The sequence below is a fragment of the Vagococcus sp. QWL-13 genome (assembly GCF_058683555.1).
Genome location: NZ_CM178746.1, coordinates 1717860 through 1731313, shown reverse-complemented (window position 1 = coordinate 1731313; position 13454 = coordinate 1717860). Strand labels below are relative to the sequence as shown.

The 13454-nt window shown below is 37.0% G+C and carries 14 protein-coding genes; 10 read left to right on the top strand and 4 right to left on the bottom strand.

Annotation, left to right across the window (positions count from 1 at the left end):
• Positions 1 to 71: 71 nt before the first annotated feature.
• The gene (locus AC4PHI_RS08025) at positions 72 to 848 is read right to left on the bottom strand and encodes a glycyl-radical enzyme activating protein (protein ID WP_492199396.1); all 777 of its coding nucleotides are present in this window, start codon (positions 846 to 848) and stop codon (positions 72 to 74) included.
• Between the two features lie 133 nt (positions 849 to 981).
• On the opposite strand from AC4PHI_RS08025, the gene AC4PHI_RS08020 reads away from it, so the two are divergent.
• The 5 genes from AC4PHI_RS08020 to AC4PHI_RS08000 all read left to right on the top strand — a co-directional run bounded on the left by AC4PHI_RS08020 (position 982) and on the right by AC4PHI_RS08000 (position 5176).
• Entirely contained in the window at positions 982 to 1725 is a 744-nt protein-coding gene (locus tag AC4PHI_RS08020) for a DeoR/GlpR family DNA-binding transcription regulator (RefSeq protein ID WP_492199395.1), read from the top strand.
• A gap of 176 nt (positions 1726 to 1901) precedes the next feature.
• Entirely contained in the window at positions 1902 to 2882 is a 981-nt protein-coding gene (locus tag AC4PHI_RS08015) for a sugar-binding transcriptional regulator (RefSeq protein ID WP_492199394.1), read from the top strand.
• A 378-nt stretch (positions 2883 to 3260) separates the two neighbouring features.
• The gene (locus AC4PHI_RS08010; protein ID WP_492199393.1) at positions 3261 to 3725 is read left to right on the top strand and encodes a PTS sugar transporter subunit IIA; all 465 of its coding nucleotides are present in this window, start codon (positions 3261 to 3263) and stop codon (positions 3723 to 3725) included.
• Positions 3726 to 3743: 18 nt separating this feature from the next.
• Entirely contained in the window at positions 3744 to 4052 is a 309-nt protein-coding gene (locus tag AC4PHI_RS08005; RefSeq protein ID WP_492199392.1) for a PTS fructose-like transporter subunit IIB, read from the top strand.
• 26 nt (positions 4053 to 4078) lie between these two features.
• The gene (locus AC4PHI_RS08000) at positions 4079 to 5176 is read left to right on the top strand and encodes a PTS fructose transporter subunit EIIC (RefSeq protein ID WP_492199391.1); all 1098 of its coding nucleotides are present in this window, start codon (positions 4079 to 4081) and stop codon (positions 5174 to 5176) included.
• Between the two features lie 77 nt (positions 5177 to 5253).
• On the opposite strand, the gene AC4PHI_RS07995 is transcribed toward AC4PHI_RS08000, so the two are convergent.
• Entirely contained in the window at positions 5254 to 6018 is a 765-nt protein-coding gene (locus AC4PHI_RS07995) for a DeoR/GlpR family DNA-binding transcription regulator (protein WP_492199390.1), read from the bottom strand.
• A gap of 192 nt (positions 6019 to 6210) precedes the next feature.
• On the opposite strand from AC4PHI_RS07995, the gene AC4PHI_RS07990 reads away from it, so the two are divergent.
• From AC4PHI_RS07990 to AC4PHI_RS07975, 4 genes are all read left to right on the top strand, one after another.
• Positions 6211 to 8559 (top strand): formate C-acetyltransferase, encoded by a 2349-nt coding sequence (locus AC4PHI_RS07990; protein ID WP_492201563.1) that lies wholly within the window; start codon positions 6211 to 6213, stop codon positions 8557 to 8559.
• 17 nt (positions 8560 to 8576) lie between these two features.
• Complete coding sequence (locus AC4PHI_RS07985; RefSeq protein ID WP_492199389.1) at positions 8577 to 9359, top strand: glycyl-radical enzyme activating protein; 783 nt, start codon at positions 8577 to 8579, stop codon at positions 9357 to 9359.
• A gap of 172 nt (positions 9360 to 9531) precedes the next feature.
• Positions 9532 to 10215 (top strand): fructose-6-phosphate aldolase, encoded by a 684-nt coding sequence (locus tag AC4PHI_RS07980; protein ID WP_492199388.1) that lies wholly within the window; start codon positions 9532 to 9534, stop codon positions 10213 to 10215.
• Between the two features lie 107 nt (positions 10216 to 10322).
• Positions 10323 to 11417 carry a glycerol dehydrogenase gene (locus AC4PHI_RS07975; RefSeq protein WP_492199387.1) on the top strand — a complete coding sequence of 365 codons (1095 nt, stop codon included), beginning with the start codon at positions 10323 to 10325 and terminating at the stop codon, positions 11415 to 11417.
• 56 nt (positions 11418 to 11473) lie between these two features.
• On the opposite strand, the gene AC4PHI_RS07970 is transcribed toward AC4PHI_RS07975, so the two are convergent.
• Together AC4PHI_RS07970 and AC4PHI_RS07965 are read right to left on the bottom strand one after the other, a co-directional pair.
• A complete protein-coding gene (locus tag AC4PHI_RS07970) occupies positions 11474 to 11845 on the bottom strand; it encodes a hypothetical protein (protein WP_492199386.1) in 372 nt (123 codons plus the stop codon).
• A complete protein-coding gene (locus AC4PHI_RS07965; RefSeq protein WP_492199385.1) occupies positions 11842 to 13176 on the bottom strand; it encodes a Y-family DNA polymerase in 1335 nt (444 codons plus the stop codon). The genes AC4PHI_RS07970 and AC4PHI_RS07965 overlap by 4 nt, the downstream gene beginning before the upstream one ends.
• Before the next feature lie 172 nt (positions 13177 to 13348).
• On the opposite strand from AC4PHI_RS07965, the gene AC4PHI_RS07960 reads away from it, so the two are divergent.
• Complete coding sequence (locus AC4PHI_RS07960; RefSeq protein ID WP_492201562.1) at positions 13349 to 13432, top strand: 23S rRNA methyltransferase attenuation leader peptide; 84 nt, start codon at positions 13349 to 13351, stop codon at positions 13430 to 13432.
• The last annotated feature ends 22 nt before the right edge of the window (positions 13433 to 13454 follow it).

Genomic DNA, 13454 nt, shown 5'->3' with positions numbered 1-13454 from the left:
AAATCACTTTTCTAAAACGTTGATTTCATGGGATTTTTAATTTATAAATTTATTTTCTAAGCAATATGGATTTACTGAACGTTGCAGTTAATATTTGAGGACGATATGATTTTTTGGTAATCATCCAAGTCTTCTGTATGAAGTTGAGGGATATCTTGCAATTTGTAATCACGATTTAGATAGGTATATTTTTTTTCGCCAAACTGGTGAAAAGGCAATAGTTCCACTGAAGTAATTCCCATATCGGTAAATAATTTTGCAAAGCCTTTTGCATCATCCAGGCTGTCATTGTAAAAAGGGATTACCGGAACGCGCACAACAACATTAGGATGCTCGGAAAGAGCAATTTTCAGATTGTTCAGAATCAGTTCATTTGGGACACCTGTACCGTCACGATGTCTTTTGGAATTATAGTGTTTCACATCAAAGAAAATCAAATCAAGATGCTTGATAAATTCCCGGAATACATCTTCTTTTGCAAAACCGGTTGTTTCGCAAGCAGTATGGATGCCTCTTTTTTTCAGTTCTTTCAAAAGGTCGATTGCAAACTCTGCTTGATAGAGGACTTCACCTCCTGATAAGGTGACACCGCCATTTGATTCTTGATAAAAAGGTTCATCTTTCATTACTTCGGCAACAATGTCATCGACTGTTTTAAATTCACCCACGACAGTATTTTTTTTCTTTTGATTGTCCCACATTTCTTCAGGTGTTCCCAGTTGGGATTCTGGATTTGAACACCAATAACATCTTAACGGACAACCCTTGAAAAAAACGACCGTGCGGATGCCAGGTCCATCGTGAATACTAAATTTTTGAATATTGAAAATACATGCTTTTTTAGTCATCGTAGTAAACCCCCTCGTAAATTATTATATCACAGTTTGTTTCAAACGCAACTTTAAAAGTTTCGAAAGAAACAAGTCGGCAATTGAGTTACAAGCAAAAATATGATAAAATGTTGATTGTAAGGAGGTTACCATGTCAAGAGAAGAAGAGATTATTTCATTAGTAAGTAAAGAAAAAAAGATTGAGGTCAATCAATTAGCAGAGCTCCTAAAAGTTTCGAAAGTAACCATTAGGAAAGACTTAGATAAATTAGAAGCACGCGGAATTCTTCATCGTGAGCACGGCTACGCTTTATTGAATAATGAAGCAGACATTAACTATCGTCTGGCAAAAAATTATGACTTGAAATCAAAAATAGCAAGAAAAGCTGCGGAAAGTATTTCTGACGGGGAAGTTGTGATGATTGAATCCGGATCTACTTGTGCACTTTTAGCCGAAGAGCTGGCTTTTAATAAAGCGGACGTGACGATTATCACTAACTCTAGTTTCATTGCTTCCTACATCCGAAAATCGGAGAGCGTTAAAATTATTCTTTTGGGCGGCGAACATCAAAAAGATTCTCAAGTGAACGTGGGTCCTTTAATCAAGCTGGTCATAGAAAATTTCCACGTAAATAAATTATTTGTTGGTGTGGATGGTTTTGATTTAAAGCGAGGCTTTACCGGGAGTGATATCACTAGATGCGACACAGCAAGAGTTATGGCGGAACACGCTGATAACACCATCTTGTTGACTGATTCCAGCAAGTTCCACAAAAAAGGTGTGATTACCGAGTTTGAGTTTGATGAAGTTGCTAAAGTTTATACAGACAAGGCTATTCCAGCGGCTGCCAAACAATTTCTTGAGGAAAAAAATATCAGTGTGGTCACTGTGTAAGAATGTTTTAATTTTCAAAAAATGTTGCGGCTAATGAAAAAGACATGTTGTGTTTTTATGAAGGGACAGGAAATCATTGATGGTTTAATCAAATGGTTCTATGTCCTTTTATATTTTGAATAAATATCTGTCTGATGGATGGTAAAATCTTATTAAAAAAGAGAGCGGGGGCAATCATGTTTGATGAAAAAAGGAAACAACTGGCAAAGGTATCCTATCTTTATTTTATTGAAGAAAAAACACAAGCGGAAATCGCTAAAATATTGGGCATTTATCGAACGACTGTCAGCCGGATGATTTCTCAGGCCAAAAAAGAAGGCATCGTAAAAATCAAAATAGTTGATTACGGGGAAGAATTATTTTTACTGGAGTCCTATCTAAAGGAAAAATATGGTTTAAAGCAGGTTGAACTGGTTCCCTCTGAGGAATCTGATTCAACTGAAGAAAAAGAAGAAAAACTGGCATCAGCTGCCGGGGAATTTATGAAGAAAAATATTAAAACTGACGATGTGGTGGGACTGTCCTGGGGAGCCACTCTTTGGCGTGCTATTGATAAAATTAATGGCAAATATGATAAAAATGCGACGATTGTTCCCATAGTGGGCGGGCCCAGCCATATCAACGCTAATTTCCATGTGAATACTTTGGTGTATGAGTTATCGAGGAGATTTGAAGGAGAAAGTTTATTTATCAATGCTACGGTAGTTCAAGAAACGAAATTATTAAAAGAGGGAATTGTAGGCTCAAAATATTTTCGTGAACTAAAGGACAGGTGGGAGCATCTGGATGTGGCTTTTGTTGGCATAGGCGGTCAATTAAGTTATAAAAAAAGTCAATGGCGCGACTTGCTGACTGCTAAAGATTTTGAAGATTTAAAGTTGAGAGAAGCTGTGGGGGATTGTTGCTGCCGTTTTTTTGACAATGACGGAAAAATTTTAAAGGGAGACTTAGATGATCGAACTATCGGACTGTCTCTGGAAGAATTGGCGGAGGTTCCTCTGTCTGTGGGTATTGCACGAGGTAAGGTAAAGGCACGGGCTATTGCTTCGATTTTAAAAGGGAAGTATATCAATTGTCTTATTTCAGATCAGGAAACTATGCTGGAGTTATTAAGGCTGGAAAAAGATACGGGTTATGCTGAGTTGTGTGAACGTTAGCTAGTTTAGGGGTTGATGCTATGACTTTAAAATATAACATAAGTACATTTTTATAGATAATCCAATTTAGCAACGAAAAAACTTGGAATTTTAAAGGTTTATTTTTATTTAAAACAGCACATTTGTGCTGTTTTTTTGAAATCATATTTTATAAACATTGCTCAATGTGTTGTTGACAAAGGGATGACAGCGTTATTATTTTTTTTGTCAAAAAAACATGTTGTGAAAATAAATAAAAATTGAGAAGATTACCTTAAGATAAATCAACTAATTATTACCAATTCCAACAAAATTGTTGGAGTTAGATCGGATGATTGGAAGGGATCTTATTCCCAAAGTAGTTGATAAACTCATTATTTTAAAAAGGGGTCGAAGATAATGGAAATAATAACAAAAGAATTGGTGGATTTAAACCTTGAAGCATCAAATGTAAAAGAAGTCGTGATGCGCTTAGGAGAAAGGATTGACTATGCTGGAAGAATTTTAAATTTTGATGGATACATAGATAGTGTTATGGAAAGGGAAGAGTTAACATCGACAGGTATTGGTTTTGGAATTGCAATCCCACATGGCAAGTGTGAACACGTAACTTCATGTACAGTTGCATTTGCAAGGTTAAAATCTCCGATAGAATGGAATAGTTTGGATGGGGAACCAGTGAAGATTGTTTTTCTTTTAGCAGTTCCAGATGTTTGTAAAGGGGATGAACATTTGAGAATTATTGCTGCACTTTCAAGAAAATTAATTCATGAAGATTTTAGAAATCAGCTGGAAACTCTTGAAGATGAGCAGGCACTTGTTGAAATGATTACTGATACACTAGCAAGTACTTTAACTAAATAAAATAAAGGAGAGAGTCAAATGAAATTAGCAGCAGTTACAGCATGTCCGTCTGGAGTAGCCCACACGTATTTGGCAGCAGAAAGTTTAGAAGTAGCGGCAAAGAATAATAATGTGGAAATTAAGGTTGAGACACAAGGTTCAATTGGCATTGAAAACGAGTTGACACGTGAATGGATTGAAGAAGCAGATGCAATTATTTTAACAAACAATATTGGAATTAAAAATGAAGAAAGATTCAAAGGAAAGCCTGTTGTAAGAGTCAGTGCCGGGGATTGCATTAATAAAGCAGATGCTATTGTAAAGAAATTGATTGAAAAGTTAGGTTAATAAATTAGAAATGAAAGGTGATCAAAATGATGGATTTATTGAAAGATATTAGAAAGCACTTGATGACGGGTGTTTCCTATATGATTCCTTTTGTAGTAGCAGGAGGTATTCTTTTAGCATTGAGTGTACTTTTCTCAGGTACTGCTTCAGTTCCTGAAGCAGGCATTTTGGGAGGGATGGCAACTATTGGTGTGACAGGATTAGGATTGATGGTACCGATACTGTCAGGGTATATTTCTTTTTCCATGGCAGACAGACCAGGGATTGCACCGGGGATTATCGGTGGGATGATTGCTAATAGCATCGGAGCAGGATTTATCGGCGGGATTATTTCTGGTATCTTAGCAGGTATCGTTGTAAGCTATATCAAAAAAATAAAATTGCCATCTAGTCTACGCTCTTTGATGCCAATATTTGTTATTCCTCTTCTTGGGACAACAATTGTGGGGGGCATCATGTATTTTATCATAGGAAAACCAATTGCATCCTTAATGAACATTATGACCAATGCCTTAGAATCAATGGGTACTGGGAATTTAGTTTTGTTAGGATTGGTTTTAGGCGCCATGATTGGATCAGATATGGGGGGACCAATTAATAAAGTTGCCTTTGGTTTCGGTTCGGCGATGGTAGGTACCATTGACTCTGTGACGGGACTGCCGTCAGAGACAGCTTTAGCAATTATGGGAGGCATCGGTGTTGCGATTTGCGTCCCGCCACTTGCAATGGGATTGGCCACTATAATTGCACCTAAAAAATTCACGGTCGAAGAGAAAAATTCTGGGAAAGCAGCTATAATAATGGGCTTGGTTGGTATTTCAGAGGGGGCTATTCCTTTTGCTGCGGCTGATCCGATTCGGGTGATTCCAGCTAATATTATAGGGAGTGCAATCGGTTCAGCGACTGCAATTCTACTTGGTGCTGGCAATCCTGCTCCATGGGGGGGATGGATTGTTGCTCCTGTTGCTCAAAACCCTATTATGTATATGGTTGCCACTATTGTCGGTTCAGGTGTCACTGCGCTGATTGTTATCTTATTGAAGAAGAATATTAAAGAACAAGTTGATATAGATTCGACGTCGACTAATGAAGTAGATTTTGATTTGGAAATTGAAATTTTATAGTTTCGCGAGATAAAATAAAAACAGGCACGTAAAACTTATGGATAATTTTATCAGCCATTTGTCTTACGTGCTTTCGTTTATACTAATAATAATTTAGTTTGTGCCCGAATCATTTTTTCATAATCAATTGGAATTCCTTTATTACTAATCACTAAGTCTATTTCTTGCCAACTAGCGACTTCTACTAGTGAGCTGGAATCAAATTTTGTTCTATCAAGGATGACTATTCTTTTGGTCGATTTGTTTAATAATTTTCTTTTTATTTCTGCATCTACCAAGGAAGAAGTACAAAAACCTTTTCTATTTTTAACGCCGCTAGATCCCAAAAAGCACAGATCTAATTGGATATTAGGGAAAATCTCTGCAGTAGTATTATTTTGAAATGACATATCATTGTCAGAATACTTTCCTCCAAAACAATAGAGATTATGCTTACTGTGAACTAGCTCCAAGATTGCAGCGAGCGAGCTGGTAAAAATTTCTTTTTGAGTGAATGCATTTAAATGGTTAGCCAATAAAGCCATAGTACTTCCTTGATCAATACCGATACTTGATATATTTTCATCTATTAATTGACTTGCTGCATCGATTAAAGGGGATTTTAAATCAAGGTTATCAGGTGTGCGGTAAAAAACAGGTGTTAGTTCCTTTTGGGGAATTAATTCAGCACCGCCATATTTTTTTTTTAGAATTCCTTCTTTTTCTAGATGGGTCAAGTCTTTTCGGACTGTTTCATCAGAAACTCCAAAGAGCTTGACCAACTCACTGACTTTAACAGTTTTTTGTTGGTGGATAATATTAGAAATCTCATTGCGACGTTTAATAATTTCATCAGCTTTCATTTGTTACTCCTTTTACTACTATGGTAAGTATTGTTTTTTGATTTATTCTAGCATAAATTCCAATAACAAGTCCAATATATTTGGGACTTTCTACTTAAAAACGTTTAATTTGAACTAAATCAAAGGAAAACATGGAATTAGGTTGTTGTTACAATTATAATAAAGACGGATATAAAAGAAAGGATGAATGGAATGGCAATAACTACTATTAATAAAAATCAGCGTCCAGACAACACAACTTCTAAAGTGAATTCAAGAATTCAAATGATGAAAGACAACTTATTCAAAAATAAAAGACAAATTTCTCTTGAAAGGGCCCTTTTATATACTGAGAGTTATAAGCAGACAGTGGGAGAAGCTGTCATTATTCGTAGAGCCAAAGCTGTGGCACACATCTTGGAAAATGTTGAGATCAGTATCCGAGAAGGAGAATTATTAGTAGGTAATCGGACTGTTCGTCCACGTTCTGGTATTCTCTCTCCAGAGATGGATCCTTATTGGATTATTAAAGAGATGGATACGATTCATTCTCGTCCACAAGATCAATTTGAATTTACAGAAGAAGATAAAAAAATATATTTGGAAGAGCTTTATCCTTACTGGGAAAATCATTCCATGAAAGATTTTATTGTTGGTCAACTGACAGATGAAATAAATGATGCTTTAAAAGATGAAGTATTCAAATTGAATCAAACTGATAAAGGTCAAGGACATATTATAATGGACTTTCCTGCAATCCTGGAAAAAGGTGTTCAATATTATATCGTTTTGCTACAAGAGTTATCGAAGGAACACCCGGAAAACGAATTTTTCCAGGCTAGTTTAATTATTTTTAAAGGAATGAAATCACATTTCTTACGCTATGCTGAATTGGCAGGAAAAATGGCAGAGATAGAACCAGTTGAACATCGGTCTAATGAATTAAAAGGTATTAAACAAATGTGTGAAAAACTAAGTACAGAGAAACCTGATTCTTTTTACGAAGCTCTTCAGCTGTTATGGATGACTAGTATTGTCGGTCAATACGAATCAAATGCTTCTTCTCTGTCCTTAGGGCGTATGGATCAATACTTGTATCCTTTTTATAAAAAGTCTCAAGATGAAAGTGTATCAGATGAGTTTCTTTATGAAGTCCTTGGTGATTTTTATGTTAAAACAAATGATGTTGTTCTATTGAGAAGTGAGAGCAGTGCCAAGTGTTTTGCTGGTTTCCCTACTGGATATACCGTTGTGTTGGGAGGCGTTGATCGTTTAGGAAGGGAGTCAGTTAACCCGCTTTCTTATATGATGTTAGACTTGTACCATGAAATTCTATTACCACAACCCAATCTTTCCGTACGTATGAACGAGTTGATCCCGAGGAAATTTTTGTTAAAAACTTGTGAAACGATACGCTTAGGGACAGGTATCCCACAACTATTCAATGACGAAGTGATTATTCCAGGATTTTTGAGCAAGGGTGTTTCATTAGAAGATGCGAGGGATTTTGCGACTGTAGGGTGTGTGGAAATCAGTATCCCTGGAAAAACATATGGCTTACATGACATAGCATTGTTTAATTTATTACGTATCATGGAGTTGAGCATGTATGAGTTGAGGGGCACTGAGAATATCACTTATGAACAATTATTGGCAAACATACACAAAAAAATTCAGTATTATGTTCGCTTAGTCGCTGAGGGATCTGATATTGTTGATTTAGGACATCGTCATTACGCACCAACTCCTTTTCTGTCTGTATTAATAGATGACTGCATAAAAAATGGAAAAGATGTGACCGAAGGTGGGGCAAGATATAATTTCTCAGGGATTCAAGGGATTGGAGAAGCTAATCTGAGCGATTCACTTTATGTCGTCAAGAAGATGATTTTTGAAGATAAAGAAATGTCATTTGACGAATTAGTCGATGCGATGGAGTCTAATTACTCTGGTAAATATAGCTCATTACAAGAGCATGTCATTCAAGATTTTGATAAGTATGGCAATGATAATGATGAGGTTGATGACATTGCTGCAGAAGTTTTTAGATTTTATGCGAAAGAATTAGAAAAGTATACAAACGTTCGACAGGGGCAATTTATTCCGGGAGCTTATACTGTTTCGGCACATATCCCATTAGGGGAAGCAGTTGGTGCAACACCAGACGGTAGAAAAGCAGGGGAACAGTTAGCGGACGGTGGATTATCGCCAATGGTTGGTCGTGATCGTTTGGGACCTACGGCAGTTTTGAAGTCTGTCAGCAAACTTGATAATTATCTGACGGTCAATGGCAGTTTGCTAAATTTAAAATTTCAGCCAAATACATTAAAAGGGCACCAAGGGCTGAATAAATTTGCTGATTTTTTAATGGCATTTACTAAGTTGAAAATTCAACACGTACAATTCAATGTTCAATCAAAAGAAACTTTGTTAGATGCTCAGAAACATCCAGAAAAATATTCTGGTTTGCTAGTTCGCGTAGCAGGTTACAGTGCATTTTTTGTTGATTTAAACAAAAAAATACAAGATGATATTATTGCTCGTGTAGAACATGAACTTTAAAAAGGATGATGACATGTATGCAAAAAGGATTAGTATTTAATATTCAACGCTATTCCATTCATGATGGCAGAGGCATTCGTACAATTATTTTTTTGAAAGGCTGTCCTTTGGCTTGCCCATGGTGTTCCAATCCTGAATCAAGAAAAGCAGTAGAACCTGTGCAATGGGTTAAAAATGGAAAAAAAGAAACGATTGGGCAGTGGCAGACTACGGAAGATGTAGTTAATGAGGTGTTAAAAGATGAAATTTTTTATCGCACTTCTGGTGGAGGAGTCACGCTGTCTGGAGGCGAAGTCTTGATGCAACATCTCTTTGCAAAAGAAGTATTATCTGAATTACATCATCTTGGTATCAATACAGCTATTGAGACTACAGGATGCTTTGAAAAAGAACGCCTAGAAGTTTTATTGCCATTTATTGATGAAGTATTGTTTGATATAAAAATATTAGACCCGATTCAGGCAAAAAAAGTGATTGGAATCAATTTGAAAAATATGAAAGATAATTTTGAAATGGCTTTGCAGTTTCCAGAGGTGAAAGTAACCCCGAGAATCCCTTTGATTCCCGAATATACTGCTACAGAGGAAAATATCGAAAAAGTTATTGACTATCTTAAGAAACTTGATATCAGAGAGGTTCATTTGCTTCCTTTTCATCAATACGGATCAGCTAAATATGATTATTTGGGATGGGAGTATCTATTAAAAGATATGGAACCACTGTCTGATGAAGAAATTGAGCTGATTAAAGAAAGCTTTGAAACACATGAGATCCATGCTATTGTTGATGGACTTGAATAAAATAACTGCAGTATTTTATAAAAGAAAGCACATTTGTGCTTTCTTTTATAACTATTAGCGATAAATGCTGTTATATCAGGCGTTACCGATTTTTGCCTACATTGATTAAAGAATTACCTTTTAGAATTTGCTATAGTGTTAATAGAAGATTATATAGAAAGTAGGGACTTAAATGGAGTTTATGTTAGATACAGCTAATCTTGATGAGATAAAAAAATATGAAAAAATCATACCATTGGCAGGCGTGACATCGAATCCGAGTATTGTTAAAAAAGAAGGAAAAATCGACTTTTTCAATCATATGAAACAAATAAGAGAAGTGATCGGTTCCGAAAAGTCTCTCCATGTTCAAGTAGTCGCAACTGATTTTGATGGAATGATGGCCGATGCTCAGACAATTTTAGAAAAAATCGACAAGGATGTTTTTATTAAAGTACCGGTGAACGAAGAAGGTTTAAAAGTCATCAAAGCATTGAAAGAAAAAAATATCCGTGTGACAGCTACAGCAGTTTACACTAAATTTCAAGCCTATTTGGCTATCGCGGCGGGGGCAGATTATATCGCACCTTATTTTAACCGGATGGAAAATCTGAATATCGATCCAAGAGAGGCGATAAGAGAGATGGCTGATCAAATCAGCCGAGCGAACAGCAAAACAAAAATACTGGCAGCCAGTTTTAAAAATGTGGGGCAAGTGACAGCAGCTTTCGAAAACGGGGCACAGTCTGCGACCATGGGGACAGATATCATTCAGCAAGCACTGGTTATGCCGGCAATCGGAAAAGCAGTGGCAGATTTCACCTCTGACTGGGAAGCAATCTTTGGTGAAGGAACCAAAATAGCAGATTTGCAATAAAAAAGCAAAATTTATGTGATGAAAATGTAGTTTGTTTTATTTAAAATTTCAAAAAGTCTGTGATACATTATGGGTGTATCACTATCTAATAGAAGGGGAGAAAAATCGTGGAAAAAGTATTTGCAAGTCCGTCACGTTATGTGCAAGGAAAAGGTGTCTTGAAAACAGGTATTCATCATATTGAAAAACTTGGGAAAAAGCCGTTGCTGCTCTGCGATGATGTGGTATGGGAGATTATTGGAAAGTCATTTACCGAAGATTTGAAGAGCAATGGTTTTGCAGTGACCTATGTGCCATTCAATGGGGAAGCCTCTATTCAAGAAATCGATCGGGTCAGTAAAATTGGTTCTGAGAATAATTGTAACGTGGTCCTCGGTCTCGGGGGCGGAAAAGCAATTGATGCGGCAAAAGCAATCGGAGATAATTTAGAAGTACCTGTGGGGATTTTGCCGACAATCGCTTCCACAGACGCACCGACTTCAGCCTTATCCGTTATTTATTCTGAAGAGGGAGCATTTGAAAAATATTTGTTTTACAAGAAAAATCCTGAGCTTGTTTTAGTAGACACACAAGTAATCAGCAAAGCGCCTGTCAGACTGCTGGCATCCGGTATTGCTGACGCGTTGGCGACACAAGTGGAGGTAAGTGCTGTTTTACAAAAAAATGGAACAACAATGGCAGGGGGCGTACCGACGTTGGCAGCAGCAGCCATCGCTGAAAAGTGTGAGGCAACATTGTTTGAGTTCGGCATACAGGCAATCGAAGCGAACCGTGCAAAAGTTGTTACAGAAGCACTGGAAGCAGTGGTGGAAGCCAACACACTGCTTAGTGGTATTGGATTTGAAAGCGGCGGTTTGGCAGCAGCCCATGCCATTCATAATGGTTTCACAGCTTTACATGGAGAAATTCACAGCATGACCCATGGAGAAAAAGTTGCCTATGGGACATTGACCCAGCTGTTTTTAGAAAACAAACCTAGAGAGGTACTTGATAAATATATTCGTTTTTATCAGAGTTTAGGTTTGCCGACAACTTTAGCAGAATTGAAACTTGCCGATGCGAGCTATGAGGATCTTTTAAAAGTTGGAAAACAGGCAACCATCGACGGGGAAACAATGCATCAAATGCCCTTTGAAGTAACGGCAGAAGCAGTGACTGACGCTTTATTTGCAGTAGATGCTTATGTCAGAGCATTGGGGTAATCAAAAAACCGATAAAATCTTAAGATTTTATCGGTTTTTTTAGTTTGAAGGCAAAGCTAAAGAGCCGACCATTTTCTGCTGTCAGTAATTGCCACATGCCTTATCTGTTCGTAGAATATTTTTTTATCGCCAATAAAAATACCGGCTTCGTCATAGCCGCTGATTTTCCCTTCAATATTAGAAAGTTGAGAGTGTTCTAAATCTATTTCTTCTTTTTGAATACATACGGTTAAATCTTTGATTTTAGCTTCCGAAAGAATTTGGTCAATTTCAACGGCACCCATACGTTCTTTTTTTAAACAAACAGGATAATGTGCCGCGGTATCTTTATCAATACGCGCCGTATGATCAGACAAATAAAATCCTGCCCACTTCATTTTTTTTCTATCTTGGTAGTTGCGCAGAATATTTCGATATTCTGGTTTCATAATCCGTCAAGACCTCCTGCTCCGCCGCCATGATGTCCGCCGACCAAGTCGCTTCTAGCAATGCTTCTGGCCCCGTCACTTAGGCTATCTGCATGAACAATGGCAGTGAAACCGTATTTTTTTCTGATTCTGTCAATGATTCTGTCAAGATTTTCATTTTTTATTAATTCCTCATAAGGTTCAAATAAATTCATCTGTATCTGCTTGGTGTCAGTTAATTTTGAGTAGGTCACCCCAACGTGTCTGACGGACTCTCCATGGTAATGCTTGCGAAATAGGAGGATAATTAAATCTGACAGTTTTTTAGTCGAATCGGTTGCAGGAATTTTCATTTGATGGGAAAATCCTGCCTTTTTCTCATGATATGAAAAGCCAATATAAAGATTGATACAGCTTGTTTGAAAACCATGTCTTCGGATACGGGCTGCAACTTGCTCCGCCATTTCTTTGATTACAGTTTCTATTTCAGCTTGAATATAATAATTGCGATGCAATACTTGACTGTTGCCGTATGATTTTTCTTTTACGATAGGTGCAGTATCAGATAAGATGGTTCGGTCAATTCCGTTGGCATGATGGTAATATTGCAATCCCATGACACCAAATTCTTCACTTAACACGTTAGGGTCGGCATTTGCCAGCTCTTTGATACTAGCTATCCCCATTTTTGAAAAACGTTTTTCCATTCTTCGGCCGATACCCCAGAAGTCGGTCATGGGATTAATTTTCCAAACTTTGTTTTCCACATCTTCATAACGCCACTCAGAGATAAAAGTCTTTGAATGTTTGCTTTCATTATCCAGAGCGAGTTTGGCAAGAAGGGGATTGTCTCCGATGCCGACAGTCAAGTAAATACCGGTTTTATTTTTTACGGCTAATTGGATCATCCGGGCGAATTTCCAGCGTTTTTGACGTCGGGTCAAAGTTTTATCCGGAAAAAATAAATTTAGGGTTCTGGTTATATCTAAAATAGATTCGTCAATACTGTAGATAAACAAATCTTCATCGGCAACATACTTTCTGAAAATATTGTTGATTTTGATATTTTCTTCTATGTAATAGTTCATGCGGGGATTTACTCTTATCAAGTCCGGATGATCCGGTACGTCATCAGCTCTTGTTACATTGGAAATGCCTAAGATTTTTTTCGCTAGAGGAGAGGCTGCCAAGACTAATCCGTTCCCTGTGTTGTCAGTAGTTGACATGACGACCAGCATTGTTTGAAGCGGGTGCTTTCCTAGGGCAACACATTCACAAGAGGCGTAAAAAGATTTGGCGTCAATTAACAAAATATCTCGTAAAGGTTCCAATGAGTAGTCGAAATTACTCATAATCGTCACTTCCTTGAAGTTATTATACGAACATTTGTTCCTATTGTAAAGTAAAATTATCAAGTATGGTATAGATATATTGATGGCATATCGTTTGAAATTTTAGTATACTGGGTGGCGGAAGTTGGAGTTGAAATCAAAGATATTTGTCATTTAGAAGGAGGAATTCGTCATGCTAGTATTCCAAATGCGTAATGTAGATAAAATGTCTACTGTTTTGCAGTATATTAAAAACAGTGATTACGCAGATAAATAAATAATTTTGTTAACTATCGTTA

What these genes read in the sequence shown, in the direction of transcription:
- AC4PHI_RS07980 (WP_492199388.1), top strand. Translation starts at nt 9,532, where the DNA reads ATGGAGTTTATGTTAGATACAGCTAATCTTGATGAGATAAAAAAATAT.
- AC4PHI_RS08000 (WP_492199391.1), top strand. Translation starts at nt 4,079, where the DNA reads ATGATGGATTTATTGAAAGATATTAGAAAGCACTTGATGACGGGTGTT.
- AC4PHI_RS08010 (WP_492199393.1), top strand. Translation starts at nt 3,261, where the DNA reads ATGGAAATAATAACAAAAGAATTGGTGGATTTAAACCTTGAAGCATCA.
- AC4PHI_RS08025 (WP_492199396.1), bottom strand. Translation starts at nt 848, where the DNA reads ATGACTAAAAAAGCATGTATTTTCAATATTCAAAAATTTAGTATTCAC.
- AC4PHI_RS07960 (WP_492201562.1), top strand. Translation starts at nt 13,349, where the DNA reads ATGCTAGTATTCCAAATGCGTAATGTAGATAAAATGTCTACTGTTTTG.
- AC4PHI_RS08015 (WP_492199394.1), top strand. Translation starts at nt 1,902, where the DNA reads ATGTTTGATGAAAAAAGGAAACAACTGGCAAAGGTATCCTATCTTTAT.
- AC4PHI_RS07970 (WP_492199386.1), bottom strand. Translation starts at nt 11,845, where the DNA reads ATGAAACCAGAATATCGAAATATTCTGCGCAACTACCAAGATAGAAAA.
- AC4PHI_RS07995 (WP_492199390.1), bottom strand. Translation starts at nt 6,018, where the DNA reads ATGAAAGCTGATGAAATTATTAAACGTCGCAATGAGATTTCTAATATT.
- AC4PHI_RS07965 (WP_492199385.1), bottom strand. Translation starts at nt 13,176, where the DNA reads ATGAGTAATTTCGACTACTCATTGGAACCTTTACGAGATATTTTGTTA.
- AC4PHI_RS08020 (WP_492199395.1), top strand. Translation starts at nt 982, where the DNA reads ATGTCAAGAGAAGAAGAGATTATTTCATTAGTAAGTAAAGAAAAAAAG.
- AC4PHI_RS08005 (WP_492199392.1), top strand. Translation starts at nt 3,744, where the DNA reads ATGAAATTAGCAGCAGTTACAGCATGTCCGTCTGGAGTAGCCCACACG.
- AC4PHI_RS07990 (WP_492201563.1), top strand. Translation starts at nt 6,211, where the DNA reads ATGGCAATAACTACTATTAATAAAAATCAGCGTCCAGACAACACAACT.
- AC4PHI_RS07985 (WP_492199389.1), top strand. Translation starts at nt 8,577, where the DNA reads ATGCAAAAAGGATTAGTATTTAATATTCAACGCTATTCCATTCATGAT.